The sequence below is a fragment of the Teichococcus wenyumeiae genome (genome assembly GCF_003696345.1).
Classification (GTDB): Bacteria; Pseudomonadota; Alphaproteobacteria; order Acetobacterales; family Acetobacteraceae; genus Pseudoroseomonas; species Pseudoroseomonas wenyumeiae.
Map to the genome: position 1 here is coordinate 117274 of NZ_RFLX01000012.1, position 17968 is coordinate 135241.

Annotated in this window: 17 protein-coding genes and 1 pseudogene; 8 read left to right on the top strand and 10 right to left on the bottom strand. The window is 67.9% G+C overall.

Annotated elements, in window-relative coordinates; all coding sequences use genetic code 11:
• Window positions 1–3 precede the first annotated feature (3 nt).
• Complete coding sequence (locus tag EBE87_RS16310) at window positions 4–474, bottom strand: Lrp/AsnC family transcriptional regulator (protein WP_120638255.1); 471 nt, start codon at window positions 472–474, stop codon at window positions 4–6.
• Window positions 475–614: 140 nt separating this feature from the next.
• Here EBE87_RS16310 and trxB point away from each other — a divergent pair, with 140 nt between their 5' ends.
• The 3 genes from trxB (at window position 615) to EBE87_RS28660 (ending at window position 2985) form a co-directional block, all read left to right on the top strand.
• The gene (gene trxB, locus EBE87_RS16315; protein WP_456316273.1) at window positions 615–1589 is read left to right on the top strand and encodes a thioredoxin-disulfide reductase; all 975 of its coding nucleotides are present in this window, start codon (window positions 615–617) and stop codon (window positions 1587–1589) included.
• Between the two features lie 6 nt (window positions 1590–1595).
• Window positions 1596–2492 (top strand): LysR family transcriptional regulator, encoded by an 897-nt coding sequence (locus tag EBE87_RS16320; protein WP_199707345.1) that lies wholly within the window; start codon window positions 1596–1598, stop codon window positions 2490–2492.
• Window positions 2493–2799: 307 nt separating this feature from the next.
• Window positions 2800–2985 carry a hypothetical protein gene (locus EBE87_RS28660; protein ID WP_120638256.1) on the top strand — a complete coding sequence of 62 codons (186 nt, stop codon included), beginning with the start codon at window positions 2800–2802 and terminating at the stop codon, window positions 2983–2985.
• A 62-nt stretch (window positions 2986–3047) separates the two neighbouring features.
• On the opposite strand, the gene EBE87_RS16325 is transcribed toward EBE87_RS28660, so the two are convergent.
• Window positions 3048–3287 carry a DUF2188 domain-containing protein gene (locus tag EBE87_RS16325; RefSeq protein ID WP_120638257.1) on the bottom strand — a complete coding sequence of 80 codons (240 nt, stop codon included), beginning with the start codon at window positions 3285–3287 and terminating at the stop codon, window positions 3048–3050.
• A 111-nt stretch (window positions 3288–3398) separates the two neighbouring features.
• Between EBE87_RS16325 and EBE87_RS16330 the strand changes: the two genes are divergently transcribed.
• Window positions 3399–3725, top strand: coding sequence for a multidrug DMT transporter permease (locus EBE87_RS16330; RefSeq protein WP_120638273.1), 327 nt, complete (start codon window positions 3399–3401; stop codon window positions 3723–3725).
• Window positions 3726–3739: 14 nt separating this feature from the next.
• Window positions 3740–4636: an alpha/beta fold hydrolase gene (locus EBE87_RS16335; RefSeq protein ID WP_120638258.1), complete on the top strand. Its 897-nt coding sequence runs from the start codon at window positions 3740–3742 to the stop codon at window positions 4634–4636.
• Between the two features lie 17 nt (window positions 4637–4653).
• Here the strand turns inward: EBE87_RS16335 and EBE87_RS16340 are convergent, their stop codons facing one another.
• The 8 genes and pseudogenes from EBE87_RS16340 to EBE87_RS16370 all read right to left on the bottom strand — a co-directional run bounded on the left by EBE87_RS16340 (window position 4654) and on the right by EBE87_RS16370 (window position 11433).
• Window positions 4654–5241, bottom strand: coding sequence for a type 1 glutamine amidotransferase domain-containing protein (locus EBE87_RS16340; RefSeq protein ID WP_120638259.1), 588 nt, complete (start codon window positions 5239–5241; stop codon window positions 4654–4656).
• A gap of 63 nt (window positions 5242–5304) precedes the next feature.
• Window positions 5305–5805: a DinB family protein gene (locus EBE87_RS16345; RefSeq protein ID WP_120638260.1), complete on the bottom strand. Its 501-nt coding sequence runs from the start codon at window positions 5803–5805 to the stop codon at window positions 5305–5307.
• On the bottom strand, window positions 5802–6803 hold the full coding sequence (locus EBE87_RS16350; RefSeq protein ID WP_120638261.1) for a GNAT family N-acetyltransferase: 1002 nt from the start codon (window positions 6801–6803) through the stop codon (window positions 5802–5804). Before EBE87_RS16350 ends, EBE87_RS16345 begins: the two co-directional genes overlap by 4 nt.
• Entirely contained in the window at window positions 6800–8002 is a 1203-nt protein-coding gene (locus EBE87_RS16355) for a pyridoxal phosphate-dependent aminotransferase (RefSeq protein WP_233553190.1), read from the bottom strand. Before EBE87_RS16355 ends, EBE87_RS16350 begins: the two co-directional genes overlap by 4 nt.
• A 63-nt stretch (window positions 8003–8065) precedes the next feature.
• Window positions 8066–8455 (bottom strand): annotated as a pseudogene (locus EBE87_RS29735) (GNAT family N-acetyltransferase); the annotation flags it as partial.
• A 1-nt stretch (window position 8456) separates the two neighbouring features.
• Window positions 8457–9659: a pyridoxal phosphate-dependent aminotransferase gene (locus EBE87_RS16360; RefSeq protein WP_120638263.1), complete on the bottom strand. Its 1203-nt coding sequence runs from the start codon at window positions 9657–9659 to the stop codon at window positions 8457–8459.
• 127 nt (window positions 9660–9786) lie between these two features.
• Window positions 9787–10536, bottom strand: a complete 750-nt coding sequence (locus EBE87_RS16365) for a TerC family protein (protein WP_120638264.1) — start codon at window positions 10534–10536, stop codon at window positions 9787–9789.
• A gap of 87 nt (window positions 10537–10623) precedes the next feature.
• Window positions 10624–11433 carry a DUF2189 domain-containing protein gene (locus tag EBE87_RS16370; RefSeq protein WP_120638265.1) on the bottom strand — a complete coding sequence of 270 codons (810 nt, stop codon included), beginning with the start codon at window positions 11431–11433 and terminating at the stop codon, window positions 10624–10626.
• Window positions 11434–11753: 320 nt separating this feature from the next.
• Here EBE87_RS16370 and EBE87_RS16375 point away from each other — a divergent pair, with 320 nt between their 5' ends.
• From EBE87_RS16375 to EBE87_RS16385, 3 genes are read left to right on the top strand one after another with little or no spacing between them, the layout of a single operon-like run.
• Window positions 11754–12521 (top strand): IclR family transcriptional regulator, encoded by a 768-nt coding sequence (locus tag EBE87_RS16375; protein ID WP_120638266.1) that lies wholly within the window; start codon window positions 11754–11756, stop codon window positions 12519–12521.
• Between the two features lie 15 nt (window positions 12522–12536).
• Window positions 12537–16379 carry a hydantoinase B/oxoprolinase family protein gene (locus tag EBE87_RS16380; protein WP_120638267.1) on the top strand — a complete coding sequence of 1281 codons (3843 nt, stop codon included), beginning with the start codon at window positions 12537–12539 and terminating at the stop codon, window positions 16377–16379.
• A 24-nt stretch (window positions 16380–16403) separates the two neighbouring features.
• A complete protein-coding gene (locus EBE87_RS16385) occupies window positions 16404–17963 on the top strand; it encodes an ABC transporter substrate-binding protein (protein WP_120638268.1) in 1560 nt (519 codons plus the stop codon).
• Window positions 17964–17968 lie beyond the last annotated feature (5 nt).

Below are 17968 nucleotides of genomic sequence, written 5' to 3' on the forward strand. Positions count from 1 at the left end.
TGCCTAGAGCGGCACGCCCGGCATCTGCTTCGCGGTGTGGATGGTCTGCAGCGTCTGCACGCGGTTGACGGTGCTGTGCCCGGTCAGGCGCTGAGTCAGGGCGTTCTCATGCGCGGTGTCGCGCGCCACGAGTCGCAGCAGGAAGTCGCCGCCGCCACGGATCATGTGGCACTCCCGCACTTCCGGCCAGGTCTTCACCTCATCCTGGAAGGCATCCAGCAGCGCCTGCTTCTGGCTCTCCAGCCCCACCAGCGCGAAGAAGGTGATCTGCCAGCCCAGTGCAACCGGATCGACTTCCGCGTGGTAGCCGCGGATGATGCCCGCTTCCTCCAGCCGGCGGACCCGCCGCAGGCAGGGCGGCGCCGATAATTCCACCCGCCGCGCCAGCTCCACATTGGTCATGCGGCCGTCCGATTGCAGCTCGGCCAGAATCTGGCGGTCGACCGCGTCAAGGTTATCTATGGATTCGGGCATCAATTATACCGTTGGTTGCTCACGCGGCTCATGCAGCGCAATATCCTTGCATAGCCTCCCGTATTCAAGGCATCCGGGTTGCGGTGGAAGCCGATCTTGCCGATATCTTCCGTCTCGCGTGAGTTATCAGGACCAAGACCTTGCCCGAACTGCATCATACCCGCCTTCTGATCATGGGCGCCGGCCCGGCCGGGTATACGGCGGCCATCTATGCCGCGCGTGCCGGGCTGCAACCCATGATTGTAGCCGGCATGCAGCCGGGTGGGCAGCTGACCATCACCACGGAGGTCGAGAACTTCCCCGGTTTCGCCGCGCCGATCCAGGGCCCCTGGCTGATGGAGCAGATGCGCGAGCAGGCCGAGCATGTCGGCACCCGCATCCAGTACGACCTCATCACCTCGGTCGATCTCTCCCGCCGGCCCTTCCGCGCCGTGGGCGACTCGGGTGACATCTACGAGGCCGAGGCGCTGGTGATCGCCACCGGCGCCCAGGCCCGCTGGCTCGGCATCCCGGGCGAGAAGGAGCTGTCGGGCTTCGGCGTCTCCGCCTGCGCCACCTGCGACGGCTTCTTCTACCGCGGCAAGGATGTGGCGGTGATCGGCGGTGGCAATTCGGCGGTGGAGGAGGCGCTCTACCTCGCCAACCTGGCCAAGAGCGTCACCCTGATCCACCGGCGCGACACGCTGCGCGCCGAGCGCATCCTGCAGAAGCGCCTGCTGGCCAAGGAGAATGTGACCGTGCGCTGGAACACCGTGACCGAGGAGGTGCTGGCGGAGACCACCGGCCGCGCCCCGGTGGCACGCGGGCTGGCGCTGCGGGACGTGAACACCGGCGAGCGGTCGGAACTGGCGGTGGAAGGCGTCTTCGTCGCCATCGGCCATTCCCCGGCCACGGGCCTGTTCAAGGGGCAGTTGGATATGGATGCGGAGGGCTATCTGGTGACCGAGCCTGATTCGACGCGCACGAGCGTGGAGGGCGTCTTCGCCGCCGGCGACGTGCAGGACCGGGTGTTCCGGCAGGCCGTGACGGCCGCCGGCACCGGCTGCATGGCCGCGCTGGAAGCCGAGAAGTTCCTCGCCCTCAGCGAGGACCAGTCGCAAGCCGAAGCCGCCTGAGCCGCCATGCCGCTGGATTGGGACAAGCTCCGCGTCTTTCACGCCGTCGCCGAGGCCGGCAGCTTCACCCATGCGGGTGAATCGCTGAACCTCAGCCAGTCCGCCGTCTCGCGCCAGATCCAGGCGCTGGAAGAGGCACTGCAGGTACCCCTCTTCCACCGCCATGCGCGCGGCCTGATCCTGACCGAGCAGGGCGAGAGCCTGAACCGCACGGTGCGGGAAGTCTTCGCCAAGCTGGCCATGACCGAGGCGCTGCTGACCGAGAGCCGCGAGCGCGCGGCCGGCCGGCTGAAGGTGACCACCACCACCGGCTTCGGCGCCACCTGGCTGGCGCCGCGGCTGAAGAAGTTCATGACACAGCACCCGGATGTGACGGTGACGCTGCTGCTGGACGATTCGGACCTCGACCTTGCGATGCGGGAGGCCGACGTGGCCATTCGCATGCATCCGCCGAAGCAGCCGGACCTGATCCAGCGCCACATCGCCACCTTCGGCTACAAGATCGTCGGTTCCGCCGACTACCTGAAGGGCGCCGGCATGCCGCAGCGGCCGGAGGACCTCGATAACCACCGCCTGATCGTCTACGGCGACTACCGGCCGCCGGTGGAGAGCATCAACTGGCTGATCGAGGCCGGGCGCCGCGCCGGCAGCCCCCGCCGCGCGGCGGTGGAGGTGAACAGCCTGCCCGCCATCCTTTACGCGGTGCGGGCCGGGCTCGGGCTGGCAGCGATGCCGGACTACATGAACGACGATCTGAACGAACTGACGACCGTGCTGCCGGATCTGAAGTCGCCCCGGATCGACGCCTATTTCGTGTATCCGGAGGAAATGCGGCACTCGAAGCGTGTTGGCGTCTTCCGTGACTTCCTGGTCTCGGAGCTGGCGGCGCTGAACGCTTCCTGAACCTGGCATGCGAAAGTTGCATGGCCGATACGGCCAAAGGCAATAAGCGCATAGCCAAGACTTGGCTTATCATGGGCGCATCCGGCACTTGTCCGGAAAGGGTTGTGAAACCCTTCGTCTCCCAGACGTGAAGCCTCCCTGTATGACTGGCCTGGAAAACACTGTTTTCCGGGCCTTCTTTTTGCGTGGGTTCCGCTGTTGCAATGCGGTCACAGCGTGAAGGAAGACACGCTGTAACGGAACTCTCACGACCTTCCTGTGTTGAGTGGAAGGCAACGGCGAAGGAGCGCCACGGCGCGGTGGCGGCATGCAGGTTCAGGGCAGGAAAGATCACAAGGGCATGAAGCGGTACGGTCAGATGGTCTCAGTAGAACAGCGAGCCTTGGATCAGTGGACTCAGCGTGTCCTGAAAGATCAGTACGACCAGACGCTGGAGGAGCCCCTTCCGGAAGATCTGCTGGCTTTGGTGCGCCAGTTCCCGGAGCAGCATTAGGCAGCACTAGCAAGTATTCCGGGGCATGGCTGATGCAGCCCTGCCCCGGATGCAGTTCGATATTAATCTACAACTGAAGTCTCAGGGCGATCATCGCCCCGCGCCGTCTCGACGCGCCACTTACCCTCACTGTCCTGGTACTCGATCACCTCGGTCTCATCCGCCTGCTGCTGCTTGGCGGCAGCCGAGCGCGCGGCGGCGGCGGCGGCATCATGGGTCGGGTAGGATTCTGAGAAGGCGTCGCCGACCTTGTAGGCCCAGCCCCCATCGTGCTGCACAATATGATAGACAAGTTTCACCATGGCTTGTTCCTCCAGCCTGTATGAAGGTGAACGAGCCGTGCCCGGCGGGGGTTGCTCCATGACGCCACGCATGGGCTTGGCAAGCTGGAGCATGCAGGGTACCGCCAAGCCATGGATACCTATGTCCCCGCGCTGATGCTGCTCTCCGGCGCCTCCTTCCTCAATTCCCGCTCCAACGTGCCGGAGCTGCGCCCGGCTTCGGAGGCCGCGGATACCGCCTGGAAGCTGCTGGCGCAGTTCAGCTTCCTGTTCTGGCTCGGATTGCTGATCTGGGGCGCCGTGATGCGGCCCTGGTTTGAGCCGGTGCTGGGCTTCGCCACCTCGCTGCTGTTCAACCTGGTGCTGGCGGTGCGGGGGCCGCGCCCGACCTGGCCGGGTCTGTCGATGATCATGGCCGTGGCCGGTATCGCGCTGGGGGCTTATCGTCTCCTCGGTTGAAGGGGAGACGCCATATGCTGTTCGCGGATTTCGCGCTGGAGGAGCGGGTTGTTGAGGGGCAGGCATTGCGCCTGCGCCGGGGTGGCGACGGCCCGCCGCTGCTGCTGCTGCATGGCAATCCGCAGACGCATATGATGTGGCACCGCGTGGCGCCGGTGCTGGCGCGGCGTTTCACCGTGATCTGCCCGGACCTGCGCGGCTATGGCTTTTCCGGCAAGCCGGGGGTGACGCCGGACCACGCGCCCTATGCCAAGCGCGCCATGGCAGCGGATATGCTGGGGCTGATGCGGCAGCTCGGCTTCCCCCGCTTCGGCGTGGTCAGCCACGACCGGGGCGCTCGCGTGGCGCACCGGCTGGCGCTGGATGCGCCGGAGGCGGTGGAGCGGCTGGCGGTGATGGACATCGTGCCCACGCTGGAGCATTTCGAGCGCACCGACATGTCCTTCGCCATGGGCTACTACCACTGGTTCTTCCTGGCCCAGAAGCATGACCTGCCGGAGCGCATGATCCTGCGCGACGTGGAGGACTGGTTCGACCTGCAGACCAGCCGGGAGCCCAAGGACCAGGGCTTCTTCCACCCGGATGCGCGGGCGGATTACCTCGCCGCGCTGCACGAGGCCGGCACGGTCCAGGCCATCTGCGAGGATTACCGCGCCGCCGCCACCATCGACCTGGAGCATGACCGCGCCAGCCGCGCGGCGGGGGAGAAGATCCGCTGCCCGCTGCTGGCACTCTGGGGCGCCAAGGGCAAGATCGGTACCTGGTATGAGCCGCTGGAGATCTGGCGCAGCTATGCCGCCGGCCCGGTCAGCGGGCAGGCGGTTCCCAGCGGGCATTATCTGGCGGAAGAGGCACCGGAGGCCGTGCTGGCCCTGCTGGAGCCTTTCCTGGATGCGCCGGCGGGGGGCTGAGCCCCCCACCTTCGCCATCAGGCGGCGCGGCGGTCGCCGTGGTTGCCCTCGCCCACTTCCTCGACGATCTTCGCCACGAAGGCGTCGAGGTCCTTGGGCGAGCGGCTGGTCACGATGCCCTTGTCGGTCACCACTTCCTTGTCCACCCAGGTTGCGCCGGCATTCTTCATGTCGGTCTTGATGGAAGCGAAGGAGGTCAGCGTCCGTCCCTTGGCGAGGCCGGATTCGGCCAGCAGCCAGGGGCCGTGGCAGATGGCGGCCACCACCTTGCCCTTGGCGGCAAAGTCCTGCACCAGCTGCACCGCCTGCGGCTCGATGCGCAGCTTGTCCGGGTTTATCTGGCCGCCCGGCAGCACGATGGCGTCGTAATCCTCCGCCCGCACCTCGGCCAGCTTGCGGTCCACCTTGACCTTCTGGCCCCAGCCGGGCTTCGCGGCCTCGCCGTCCCAGGCGGTGATCTGGCCGGGCTCCATGGTCTTCTCCGGCGCCGCGACCTCGACGGTCGCGCCCTTGGCGCGGAGCTGCTCCACCGGCACCAGCAGTTCGGATTGCTCGAAGCCGTCGGTGGCGAGCACCAGGATACGGGCCTGTCGGATATCCGTCATGTTGCTCTCCTTTGTTGTGGCGTCAGGGAGAGAAACAGCCGGGCCGCGACAAGGTTTTGCAGATCAGGGCAGCACGAAAGGCAGGTCTGTGACGCCGGGGTCCTTGCCGGCCCGGGTCAGCAGCGCATGCGCCTGGCCACGGTGGTGGTTCTGGTGCAGGAAGAGATGCGTGACCGCCAGCGCCATGGGGCGCTCCAGATCCCGCGCCGCCGATTGGCTGTACCAGCGCAGGGTGCCGGCCAGGGTGGCTTCCTCCACCGCCCCGGCCCAGGCGGCGACGCGGGCATCGGTGGCGGTACGGGCTTCCCGCAGCGCCTCGAAATCCGCGATCATCTCCGGGCTTTCGGCCAGCCCCACTTGCGGCGGCGGGCCGCCATCGAAGCGCGCCATCCAGGCCATGTCGGCCCAGACCAAATGGCAGAGCGTGCGGTGCAGTGAGCCGAAGAAGGCCCCCTCCTCACGCCGCCGCACCGCATCCGGCAGCCGGGCGGCGGCGGCGTAGAAGCGGCTGTTCATCTCGGCATTGTAGGCCGCCATCATCTGGCACCAGGCCGGAGTGATCACGACTGCAGCGCCCGGTAGAAGAAGACCGTATCGTGCAGCTTCCCGGCGGCATCGCTGGCGAAGTTCGGCACGCGCCCGGCCTCCTGCCAGCCGAGGCTGCGGTAGAGCGCCTCCCCGTCGTCGCCGGCGCGGGTATCCAGGGTCAGCAAAGTGCGGCCGATGCCGCGTGCCGCCTGTTCCGCCCGCTGCATCAGCCCACGGCCGATGCCGCGCCGGCGGAATTCGGGATGCACCAGCAGCTTGTCCAGTTCCGCCCGGTGGCGCTGGTTGGGGGGCGTGGCGAGGTTCAGTTGCACCGTCCCGGCGAGCCGCCCATCCACCCAGGCCACCAGCAGCAGCCGGTTGCCCATGGCGACATCGCCCGAGACCTTGCGCCAGAAGCCGCGCGCCGTGTCCAGCGACAGCGGCGGCAGGTAGGAGACGCTGGCGCCGGCATCGACGCAGGCCACCAGGATATCGGCCAGCCGCCGCTCGGCGCTGGCGGCCGCGGCGGCGTCCACCGCCTCCACCACCACGCCGCGCACCGGCTTGGCGTAGCGGAATTCCAGCGACTTCGAGATATCGTCGAGGATGCGGATGGAACCGGAGCGGACGAAGCTGCGCTTCTCATAGAAGCGGTGGGCGGCATCGAAGCGCGTATCGGTCCAGAGCACGATGCGCTCGGCACCCTGCTGGATCGCGTGGTCCTCCGCGCCGCCGAGCAGGCGATGCGCGAGGCCGGTGCCGCGCTGCCCCTTCTCGACATACATCTTGCAGATTTCCCAGGCGCGGTCGGAGCCCAGCGGCCGCGTGGCCACCATGCCGACCACCCTACCCTCCTGCTCCGCCACCCAGAGCGCGCCGCCGGCCTTGGTGAAGTAGGTGGAGAGGGCACGCAGTTCCGGCACCTCGCCGTCCACATCCAGGATGCAGTTGGGGTATTCGGACCAGGCATCGCCGATCAGGCGGATGAAGCCGGCCTCGTCGCTGTCGAGGCCGGGGCGGATGATGGTGCTCACGCGAGGCCCTTGCAGAAGTCCTGGATGCGGGTGCAGGCCTCGCGCAGGCTCTCCGTATCGGTGGCGTAGGAGATGCGCAGGTAGGGGCTCATGCCATAGGCAGCGCCATGCACGGCGGCCACCAGCTTTTCTTCCAGCAGAGCCATGGCGAAATCGGCATCCGTCTCGATCCTGCGCCCGCCTGCGGTGGTCTTGCCCAGGCAGCCGGCGACATTCGGGTAGACGTAGAAAGCACCCTCCGGCTTGTGGCAGACAAGGCCGGGGGCCTGGTTCAACATCTCCACCACCAGATCGCGGCGGGTGCGGTAGACCTCGGCGCGGCCGCGCACCAGGTCCTGCGGGCCTTCCAGCGCCGCCACGGCGGCGGCCTGGGTGATGCCACTGACGCCGCTGGTCACCTGCCCCTGCATGTTCACCATGGCCTTGATGACCTGCTTCGGCCCACCGGCATAGCCGACGCGCCAGCCCGTCATCGCATAGGTCTTGGAGACACCGTTGCAGGTGATGGTGCGGTCCTTCAGGCGCGGCTCCACCTGCGCGATGGTGCAGAACTCGAAGCCGTCGAAGACCAGGTGCTCGTACATGTCGTCGGTCAGCACCCAGACATGCCCGTGCTTCACCAGCACCTCGCCCAGCGCCTTCATCTCATCGCGCGAGCAGGCGGCGCCGGTCGGGTTGTTGGGGAAGTTCAGCATGACCATCTTGGTCTTCGGCGTGATGGCGGCGTCGAGATCCTCGGGCCGCAGCTTGAAGCCGTTGTTCTGCGGGCAATGCACGAAGACCGGCACGCCGCCGGCCAGCTTCACCATCTCGGCGTAGCTGGCCCAGAAGGGCACGGGGATCACCACCTCGTCGCCCGGCGTCAGCGTCGCGAAGAAGGCGTTCATCAGCACCTGCTTGCCGCCGTTGCAGACGCAGATCTCGTCCAGCGCGTAGTCGAGGTCGTTCTCGCGCCTGAACTTCGCCTGGATGGCCTTCTTCAGCGCCGGGCTGCCGTCCTGGGCCGGGTACTTGGTCTCGCCGCGCAGCGCCGCCTGGTGCGCCGCCTCGATGGCATGCGGGGGCGTGGGGAAGTCGGGCTCGCCCACTGCCAGGCTGATCACCTGATGGCCCTCGGCCTTGAGTGCGCGGGCGCGGGTGCTCATCGCCACGATCGGGGAGACGGTGACGTCCTTCAGGCGTTCGGCAAGGGCGGGCATGGGGGGCTTGGACTCCGGTCGGGCGGGCAAGATGTAGAGCCAGTCATAAGGCTGCTCGGCCGTGCGCACAAAGCCCGCGCGTTCGTAGAAACGCATGGCAGGGCTTTGCTTCAGCACTTCCAGATGCACCGGCAGGCCGCCGGCCTCCGCCACCAGCGCGCGCAGGATGGCGCCGCCGAGGCCCTGGCCCTGGCAATGCGGCTCCAGAAAGAAGCCGGTGATCTCGGCATGGTCGGGGTGGCGCAGGAAACCGACGCAGCCCAGCATGGCGGCGTCGCGCTCGATAACGCGGATGCCACCGGCATCGAAGGCCTTGCGGGCATTGCGCCGCCGGCGTTCCGGGTCCCAGCGCCCGATCCGCTCCAGATGCGGGCGCATGGTGCGGACCGAAAGGTCGTGCAGCGCCTCGAAATCCGCTTCCGCCGCGGGGCGGAAGCGAACTCCGTTCAGCATGTTACTTCAGGCCGGCGCAGAAGCGCTGGATGCGCGTGCAGGCCTCGATCAGCGAAGCGTCGTCGGTGGCGTAGCTGATGCGGAAGTGGCCGGGGAACATGAAGGCCGAGCCATGCACGGCGGCCACGCCCTCATCCTCCAGCAGCGCCGTGACGAAATCCTCGTCCGTCTCGATCTTCCGGCCGGAAGCCGCGGTCTTGCCGAGGCAGCCGTGGACGGAGGGGAAGACGTAGAAGGCGCCCTCGGGCGTGATGCAGTGGATGCCAGGGGCCTTGTTGAGCAGGCCGACGACCAGGTCGCGGCGCTTCTCGTAGACCTTGCGCATCTCCTCCACCGAATCCTGCGGGCCGTTCAGGGCCTCGACGGCGGCGGCCTGGGAGACGGAGGAGGTATTGGAGGTGGACTGGCTCTGCAGCTTGTCCATGGCCTTGGCCAGCGCCAGGGGCGCGCCGGCGAAGCCGATGCGCCAGCCGGTCATGGCCCAGGCCTTGGAGCAGCCGTTCATGGTGATGGTGCGATCCTTCAGGCGCGGCTCCACCTCCACCATCGTCTTGGACTTGAAGTCGCCGTAGACGAGCTTCTCGTAGATGTCGTCGGTGAAGACCCAGACCTGCGGGTGGCGCAGCAGCACCTCGGCCAGCCCCTTCAGCTCCGCCTCGGAATAGGCGGCGCCGGTCGGGTTGGAGGGATTGTTCAGGATGATCCACTTGGTCCTGGGCGTGATCGCCGCCTCAAGCTGCTCGGGCGTGATCTTGAAGCCCTGGTTCTGCCCGGCCGGCACGATGACCGGCTTGCCCTCGGCCAGGGAGACGATGTCGGGATAGGAGACCCAGCAGGGGGCGGGGATCACCACCTCGTCGCCCGCATCGATCGTGGCCAGCATGGCGTTGAAGATCACCTGCTTGCCGCCGGTGGAGACCACGATCTCCTCCGGCTTGTACTCGATCCCGTGCTCACGCTTGAAATAGGCCGCCGCCGCCTCGCGCAGCACCTTGGTGCCGGAGACATCGGTGTAGCGCGTCTCACCGGCCTGGATGGCACGGATCGCGGCGTCCTTGATGTTCTGGGGCGTGTCGAAATCCGGCTCACCGGCCGAGAGGCTGATGACGTTCTTCCCAGCCGCCTTCAGGGCGCGCGCCTTCGCCGTGATGGCGATGGTCTGGGAGGGAGCGATGCGGTCGAGCCGCTCGGCGGTCAGATTCATGGTGAGGGACGATCCGGAACAAAAGAACGGCCCGGACCCTACCCCCCAGTTTGGCGCGGGACAACCCGCAGCAGAAGGGCGCCAGCCATAACGCCGGGGGAAGGATGCCCTCCCCCGGCCTGGCCGGTCAGTGGGCGCCGCCGCCGCGCCGCTGGCGGGCGCGGCGGCTGAAGATGTTCAGCGCCTCCACCAGGGTGGAGAAGGCCATGGCGGCATAGACATAGCCCTTGGGCACATGCGCCCCGAAGCCCTCGGCGATCAGCGTCATGCCGATCATCAGCAGGAATCCCAGCGCCAGCATCACCACCGTCGGGTTGGCCTGGATGAAGCGGGCCAGCGGGTTGGCCGCCAGCAGCATCACCGCCACCGCCACCAGCACCGCGATCACCATGATCGGCACATGCGGCGTCATGCCCACCGCCGTGACGATGCTGTCGATGGAGAAGACCAGGTCCAGCACCAGGATCTGCCCGATGGCGGCACCGAAGCCCAGCGTTGCCTTCCTGGCGTCGAACATGTCCGGCCCGGGGTCGGGGTCCACGTTGTGGTGGATTTCCTTGGTGGCCTTCCAGACCAGGAAGAGGCCGCCGGCGATCAGGATCATGTCGCGCCAGGACAGGCCATGGCCGAAGATCTCGAAGACCGGCGCGGTCAGCCGGACGATGATCGCCACCGTGCCCAGCAGCGCCAGCCGCAGCACCAGCGCCAGCCCGATGCCGACGCGGCGGGCGCGTTCCTGCTGTTCTGGCGGCAGCTTGTTGGTGATGATCGAGATGAAGATGAGGTTGTCGATGCCGAGCACCACCTCCATCGCCACCAGGGTAGCCAGGGCCACCCAGGCGGCAGGGTCGGCGGCGAGAGCCAGGAGCGCGTCCATCAGGCGTCTTTCATCAGCGAGGGTCCAGCTGCTTAGCGCGGGAACGCCGGGAAAGTTACGCTCCTGTCATTTTCGCCGTGGCCACCCTCAATGCGGCACCACCGCGCGGTAGAGGTGCCAGGTGGCATGGCCCAGCACCGGCACCGCCACCGCCAGCCCGACAAACACCGGAATGCTGGCCACCACCAGGATCACCGCCACGGTCAGGCCCCAGAGCGCCATGGGCAGCGGGTTGGTCACCACTGCCTGCAACGAGGTGCGCAGCGCCACCCCCGCCCCCACCGGCCGGTCCAGCAGCAGCGGGAAGGAGATGACGGTGAGCGAGAGCACCACCGCCGCGAAGACCAGCCCGGTCAGGTTGCCCAGGATGGCCAGCCGCCAGCCGGCGCTGGTTTCCAGCACCTGCCGCAGGAACTCGCCGATGGAGGCGGCGGGCGGCATGCCGGCGAAGGTGGTGTCGTAGATGGCGCGGGCGGTGAAGAGCCAGGCGACGAAGATGGCCAGCAGCATCACGCCCAGCGCCAGGATGGAGGAGATGGAGGGCGAGCGCAGCACCGCGAAGGCATCCACCCAGCTCGGGTCCTGCCCGGCCTCCCGCCGCCGGCTGAGTTCATAGATCCCCAGCGCCGCGAAAGGCCCGACCAGCGCGAAGCCGGAGAGCAGCGGCCAGATGATCGGCATCATGTCCCGCCCCGCGGCGGCGCCGGCGGCGATGAGGCCGATGACGGGATAGATGATGGCCAGAAAGATGAGCTGCGTCGGATTGGCCTGGAAGTCCCGCCACCCCAGGGCCAGCGCCCGCCAAACAGCATCGGTGCCGACGTGGCGCACCTTGGGCAGGCCGGCTTGCGCCTGCGCCAGTGGCTGTCCCGCATAGGATGGAGAATATCGGGGCATCTGCGTCCTCCCTGGGCCGGCCCAGAAGGGCACGGGCCGCAATGCGATTGCGGAGGGCCTGGCGAACGCCGCGCCGAAGGATGACCACGCGCCGCGAAGCCGGGTTCACCACGGCGGCGAGTCTGCGCGCCGGCAGCGACGCTTCGCCACACACGTTTCCGGGACGTCCTTTCCTTGGGCAATCGCGCAGCGAAAGGCACAAAAGCTGGGCAGATCCGGTTCTTTCCTTACTTCCGGGCGGCTGAAACGGGTTGAAAATAACGATGCAGCACGGCATGGTTGCCTGAACCGGAACCACGGTTCCATTTTTCGGAACTGCCATGACCATCCTGGCCAATGCCGCCGATGTGCTGCGCTGCTTCACCTCCCAGCGCCTGGAGCTGACGCTCACCGACGTCGTCGCCATCCTGGGCACGCCGAAGAGCAGCACCTCGCGCCTGCTGCGGGCGATGCGCGATGCGGGGTTGCTGGAACTGGCGCCGGGCTCCCGCCGCTACCGCCCCAGCATCCTGTTGTTCGAGCTGGGCCAGACCTACCGGCGCGCCTCCACCCTGCTGACCCGGGCCGATGAGGCGGTGGGGCGCCTGTCCCGACGCTTCGGCCATACCGGCTATGTTTCGGTGATGGATGGCGCCGATGTGGTGGGCGTGGCGCATCACGAGGGCAGCAGCACCTTGCGCGTCGGCACGCCCATCGGGCGCCGGCTGGCGGCCTTCGCCTCCTCTACCGGCCGCTCCCTGCTCGCCCGCCGCACCGATGCCGAGGTGCGCGCCCTGCATCCGGAGCCGCTGCGCCCCGCCAGCCCGCATTCGCCGCAGGACATGAACGCCCTGCTGGCGCTGCTGGCGGAAGTGCGGCGCCAGGGCTTCGCCATTTCGCTGGAAGAAGCGAACCCGGGCGTCGGCGGCCTCGCCGTCGCGGTGGGGGATCGCGCCACCGGCGAGGAATTCTCGCTCAACCTCGTCTACCCCGTTGCCACCGTCTCCGCCTCGGAACGGCAGGCCATGCTCAACGCCCTGCTCGCGGAAGCGCTGGAGATCGCCACGATGGTGGACGACCCCTGGCACGCCGCCCGCAAGGCCGCCTGAAGGACACTCGCGCGCATGACACAGGCATCCTCCCCCCTGGCTTCTTCCCGTTGGCGGATCGGCTTCGACATCGGTGGCACCTTCACCGATTTCATCCTCTATGACGGGCAGGAAGGCAGCGTGCGGCTGCACAAGCGCCTGACCACGCCGCACGACCCCTCCGCCGCCGCCCTGCTGGGGCTGGAGGAACTGGTGGCCATGGGCGGCATCGGCCTGGGCGATGTGGGCGAGATCATCCACGGCACCACGCTGGTCACCAATGCGGTCATCGAGCGCAAGGGTGCCAAGGTCGGCCTGATCACCACCCAGGGCTTCCGCGACATCCTGGAGATGGGCACGGAGCAGCGCTACGACATCTATGACCTGTTCCTGGGCTTCCCGGAGCCGCTGGTCTCCCGCGACCTGCGCCTGGAAGTGGCGGAGCGGCTGGACCGCGACGGCAACACCGTCACCCCGCTGAACGAGGACGATGTCCGCGCCGCCTTCCGCAAGCTGCTGGACGAGGGCGTCGAGGCCGTCGGCGTCTGCCTGATCAACGCCTACCGCAACCCGGTGCATGAGCAGGCCATCGGCCGCATCGCGCGCGAGGAATTCCCGGAACTGGCCGTCTCGCTCTCCGCCGAGGTTGTCGCGGAGCTGTGGGAATACCAGCGCGCGGTGACCACCTGCGCCAATGCCTATGTGCAGCCGCTGATGGACCGCTACCTGAAGCGGCTGGAGCGGGAGCTGGCCTCGCGCGGCTTCACCGGCGCGCTGCGGCTGATGCATTCCGCCGGTGGGCTGGTCTCGCCCGAGACGGCGCGCGCCTTCCCCATCCGCCTGCTGGAATCCGGCCCGGCCGGTGGCGGCCTGGCCACCGCGTTGTTCGGTGAGCTGGCGGGCAAGAAGGACGTGATTTCCTTCGACATGGGCGGCACCACAGCCAAGGCCTGCATGGTCGAGGACGGGCGCGTCGAGATCGCGCCCATGCTGGAAGCCGGGCGCGTGCACCGCTTCTCCAAGGGTTCCGGCCTGCCGATCAAGGCGCCCGTCATCGACATGATCGAGATCGGCGCGGGCGGTGGCTCCATCGCCGCCATCGACGAGGTCGGGCTGCTGAAGGTGGGCCCGCATTCCGCCGGCTCCGACCCCGGCCCGGCCTGCTACGGCATGGGCGGCACCAAGCCGACCGTGACGGATGCCAACCTGATCCTCGGCTACTACGACCCCGCCTTCTTCCTGGGCGGGCGCATGAAGCTGGACATGGCGGCCTGCGAGGCGGCGCTCGCCTCCGTCGCCAAGCCGCTGAACATGTCCGTGCCGGAAGCCGCCTGGGGCATCCACAAGGTGGTGGTGGAAAGCATGGCCGCCGCCGCCCGCGTGCATCTGGTGGAAAAGGGCAAGGACCCGCGCCACTACGCCATGGTGGGCTTCGGCGGCGCCGGCCCGGCCCATGCCGCCGATGTGGCGCGCGCGCTGGGCGTGAAGGAGGTGATCATTCCGCCCGCCTCGGGCGCGGCCTCCGCGCTGGGCTTCCTGGCGGCGCCGCTGTCCTTCGAAACCGTCCGTTCTCTGCCGGTGGAATTCGCGCCGGGCTTCGACGCCGCGCGCGTCAACGCGCTGCTGGACGAGATGGAGGCGGAGAACCGCAAGCACCTGCTGGCCGCCGGCGTGAAGCCGGAGGACATCCGGGTGGAGCGCAGCGCCGACATGCGCCTGGTCGGCCAGATGCACGACATGTCCGTGCCGCTGCCGGCCGGCGCGCTGGGCGAGCAGAGCCTGGAGGCCATCGGCGCCGCCTTCACCACCGCCTACGCCGCCCGCTACACCTCGGTGTATGAAGGCGCGCGGATGGAGGCGATCAACTTCCGCGTCCGCGTCGTCGGGCCGGAGCCGAAGCTCTCCCTCAGCGGCGCGGTGGGCGGTGGCGATACCAGCAAGGCCGTGAAGGGCACGCGCAAGGCTTGGTTCGAAGGCGGCTGGCACGACACCACGGTCTACGACCGCTACGCCCTAGCCGCCGGCCATACCCTGGCCGGCCCCGCAATCATCGAGGAGCGGGAATCCACCACCATCATCGCCCCGGGCGACAGCGTGACGGTGGATGAGAGCCTGAACCTTCGCATCGCCATCGCCGCCACCGCGCAGGCGGATACCGCCATCACCGCGGACATGCCGCTGGAACAGGCGATGGCGCGCATCGAGGCCGACCCGATCGCGCTGGAGATCATGTGGTCCCGCCTGATCACGGTGGTGGAGGAGATGTGGCTGACGATCTGCCGCACCGCCTTCTCCCTGGTGATCTCGGAAAGCCAGGACTTCGCCACGGAACTCCTGGACCCGACCGGTGAGACGCTGGCGCATTCCCCGCGCGCCATGCCGGTCTTCAACCTCACCCTGCCCCGCGCGGTGAAGGCGCTGCTGGAACGCTACCCGGCCGAGACGCTGCAGCCCGGCGACGTGCTGATCACCAACGACCCCTGGCTCTGCGCCGGGCATCTCTTCGACATCGCGGTGGTCACGCCGGTCTTCCTGAACGGCAAGGTCGTCGGCCTGATGGGCACGGTGGGCCATGTCTCCGACATCGGCGGCACCAAGGATTCGCTGCGGGCGCGCGAGATCTTTGAGGAAGGCTTCCAGATCCCGCCGATGAAGCTCTACGAGGCCGGCCGGCCGAACGAGAGCCTGTTCCGCCTGCTGGCCGAGAATATCCGCAGCCCCGAGCAGGTGCTGGGCGACCTGCATTCCTTTGTCGCCGCCAATTCGCTGGGCGGGGAGCGGCTGCTCTCCTTCATGGCGGACTACGGCATGACGGACCTGCGGGCGCTGGCCGCCGTGGTGCAGGGGCGTTCGGAAAAGGCGATGCGCGACGCCATCCGCGCGCTGCCGGATGGCGAATACAACAGCACCATCTGGAACAACCCGCTGGGCAAGCGGCTGGACTACCCGCTGAAGCTGACGGTGAAGGGCGACGAGATCGAGCTGGATTTCGACGGCGCGCCGCCGCAGCTGCCGCAGGGCGGGTTGAACTCCACCATGAACTACACGGCCGCCCATGCCACCTATCCGCTGAAGTGCATGCTGACGCCGGCCGTGCGCGGCAATGCCGGCTGCTACCGCCCCTTCACCGTGAAGGCGCCGGAAGGGTCCATCCTGAACCCGAAGCGCCCGGCCTCGGTGAACATCCGCACCCGCACGGGCTGGTACCTGGCGCCGAACATCTTCCGCGCGCTGTCAGATGCCGCACCGGCGCAGGTGCAGGCGAATACCGGCCTGCCCATGGCCGCCTACATGTATGGCCAGGACGAGAACGGGCAGACCTATTCCGACATGCTGTTCATCGGCGGCGGCCAGGGTGCCTCGGCGCGTGGCGACGGCAAGTCGGGCCTGCTGTGGCCGACTTCGGCGGCGAATACCTCGATCGAGTTGTTCGAGGCGCGCGTGCCGGCGCTGGTGATCGAGAAGACCTACATCACGGATTCCGGTGGCGCCGGCAGGCATCGCGGCGGCCTGGGCCAGCGCGTGCGTGTGCGCAAGCTGAAGAACGACGGCCTGCCCACGCTGGTGACGGTCTATCCGGAAGGCGTCGGCAACCCCATTGCCGGCCTGTTTGGCGGCAAGGCGGGCGGCGAGGCCAGTGGCCGCGTGTTGGACACCGAGGGCAATGAGACGCTGAACTGCGGCACCGGCATGCTGGTGGAGGTCGATACCGCCGGGCAGATCGTGGAGATCGTGCTGGCCGGCGGTTCCGGCTACGGCAACCCGGCGGAACGCGACCCCGAGGCGCTGGCGCGCGACAAGCGCCTGGGCCTGGTATCCGAGGAAGGAGCGGCGCGCGACTACGCCGCCAAGCAGCCCGAAGCGGCCCCCACGGCCTGAACCCGATTGTTGGAGCGTAAAGCGATGCTGACGACAACACGACGCGGTGTGATGGCGGGCGGTGCCGCCCTGCTGGCCGGCATGGCCGGCATGCGGCCGGCCGAGGCGCAGGCCCGGCGCATCCTGGTGATCACCTCCAACCAGGATATCCCGAACTTCGACCCGCATCTGGCCAGCGGCTATTCCACCGCCATGGCGATGCGGAACGTCTATGACTCGCTGGTGCGGGTGGAAGGCAACCCGCCCAAGCCGGTGCCGCATCTGGCGCAGTCCTGGACCATGTCGGAGGACGGGCGCGAATACACCTTCAAGCTGGACCCGGCCGCCAAGTTCCATGACGGCTCGCCGGTCGATGCGGCGGCGGTGAAGTATTCCATCGAGCGCCTGCTGCGCCTGAACCGCGGCAATGCCTGGATGGTCGCCGGCATCGTGGACCCCGCGGGCACCGAGGTGGTGGATGCGCAGACGGTGCGCGTGAAGCTGCTGACGCCCTTCGTGCCCTTCCTGTCCGTGCTGCCCTGGGTCTGGATCGTGAACCCGAAGCAGGTGGAGGCCAACAAGGGCTCGGACGACGGCCAGACCTGGCTGCGCACCAATATAGCGGGCTCCGGCGCCTTCAACATCACCCGCGCCGAGGCCGGCAACCTTTACCAGTTCGAGCGCGTGGCGGATGGCTGGCGGAAGGGCGGCGGCAACCTCACCGGCGCCATCTGGAAGATCACGCGGGAGACCGCGACGCAGCGCCTGATGGTGCAGCGGGGCGAGGCGCAGATCGCGGTGGACCTGACCAGCGAGGACATGGAAGCGCTGAAGGGCCGCCCCGGCGTCAACCTGATCCTGGAGCCGGAATACCGCACCTTCCAGATCAAGATGAACTCGAAGCACGGCCCGCTGGCGGACAAGAACCTCCGCAAGGCCATCGCCTGTGCCTTCAACTACCAGGGTATGCTCGATGTCAGCGGCTATGCCGAGCTGATGAAGGGCCCGCTGCCCGAGAGCATCGACGGCTTCGACAAGGAGCTGCCGATCTATCGCACGGACCTGGAGAAGGCGAAGGAGTTCCTGGCCAAGTCCCGCAGCCCGAATGGCGGCATCAAGCTGACGCTGGCGCATGTCTCCGGCCTGGAGCAGCAGCGGCGCTGGGCGCTAGTTCTGCTGGACAGTCTGCGGGCGCTGAACATCGAGCTGGACATCAAGCCGATGATCTGGCCCGACATGGTCGCCGCCTGCCGCTCGCCCGAGACGGTGCCGGACTTCTTCATGGTCTACCAGACCGCCAATTACGGCGATGCCGACAACCTGGCCTATGCGGGCTTCCATTCCTCCCGCAACGGCAACTGGCAGAACCCGGTCTATGCCAACCCCGAGGTCGATGCCGTGCTGGACCAGGCGCGGGCCGAGGCCGACCCGGAGAAGCGCCGCGAGCTGTACAAGAAGTTCCAGCGCATCGTGATGGATGACAGCCCGGATATCTTCGGCGTGCTGGAGATGCGCAAGCTGGCGATGCGGAACAACGTGAAGGGCTTCGCCTTCACCCCGGTGGCCTCCAACGCCATCGAGCTTTTCCCGCTCTCGCTCGGCTGACCGCG

What these genes read in the sequence shown, in the direction of transcription:
- EBE87_RS16310 (WP_120638255.1), bottom strand. Translation starts at nt 474, where the DNA reads ATGCCCGAATCCATAGATAACCTTGACGCGGTCGACCGCCAGATTCTG.
- EBE87_RS16320 (WP_199707345.1), top strand. Translation starts at nt 1,596, where the DNA reads ATGCCGCTGGATTGGGACAAGCTCCGCGTCTTTCACGCCGTCGCCGAG.
- EBE87_RS28660 (WP_120638256.1), top strand. Translation starts at nt 2,800, where the DNA reads ATGCAGGTTCAGGGCAGGAAAGATCACAAGGGCATGAAGCGGTACGGT.
- EBE87_RS16325 (WP_120638257.1), bottom strand. Translation starts at nt 3,287, where the DNA reads ATGGTGAAACTTGTCTATCATATTGTGCAGCACGATGGGGGCTGGGCC.
- EBE87_RS16330 (WP_120638273.1), top strand. Translation starts at nt 3,399, where the DNA reads ATGGATACCTATGTCCCCGCGCTGATGCTGCTCTCCGGCGCCTCCTTC.
- EBE87_RS16335 (WP_120638258.1), top strand. Translation starts at nt 3,740, where the DNA reads ATGCTGTTCGCGGATTTCGCGCTGGAGGAGCGGGTTGTTGAGGGGCAG.
- EBE87_RS16340 (WP_120638259.1), bottom strand. Translation starts at nt 5,241, where the DNA reads ATGACGGATATCCGACAGGCCCGTATCCTGGTGCTCGCCACCGACGGC.
- EBE87_RS16355 (WP_233553190.1), bottom strand. Translation starts at nt 8,002, where the DNA reads ATGCCCGCCCTTGCCGAACGCCTGAAGGACGTCACCGTCTCCCCGATC.
- EBE87_RS16360 (WP_120638263.1), bottom strand. Translation starts at nt 9,659, where the DNA reads ATGAATCTGACCGCCGAGCGGCTCGACCGCATCGCTCCCTCCCAGACC.
- EBE87_RS16365 (WP_120638264.1), bottom strand. Translation starts at nt 10,536, where the DNA reads ATGGACGCGCTCCTGGCTCTCGCCGCCGACCCTGCCGCCTGGGTGGCC.
- EBE87_RS16370 (WP_120638265.1), bottom strand. Translation starts at nt 11,433, where the DNA reads ATGCCCCGATATTCTCCATCCTATGCGGGACAGCCACTGGCGCAGGCG.
- EBE87_RS16375 (WP_120638266.1), top strand. Translation starts at nt 11,754, where the DNA reads ATGACCATCCTGGCCAATGCCGCCGATGTGCTGCGCTGCTTCACCTCC.
- EBE87_RS16380 (WP_120638267.1), top strand. Translation starts at nt 12,537, where the DNA reads ATGACACAGGCATCCTCCCCCCTGGCTTCTTCCCGTTGGCGGATCGGC.
- EBE87_RS16385 (WP_120638268.1), top strand. Translation starts at nt 16,404, where the DNA reads ATGCTGACGACAACACGACGCGGTGTGATGGCGGGCGGTGCCGCCCTG.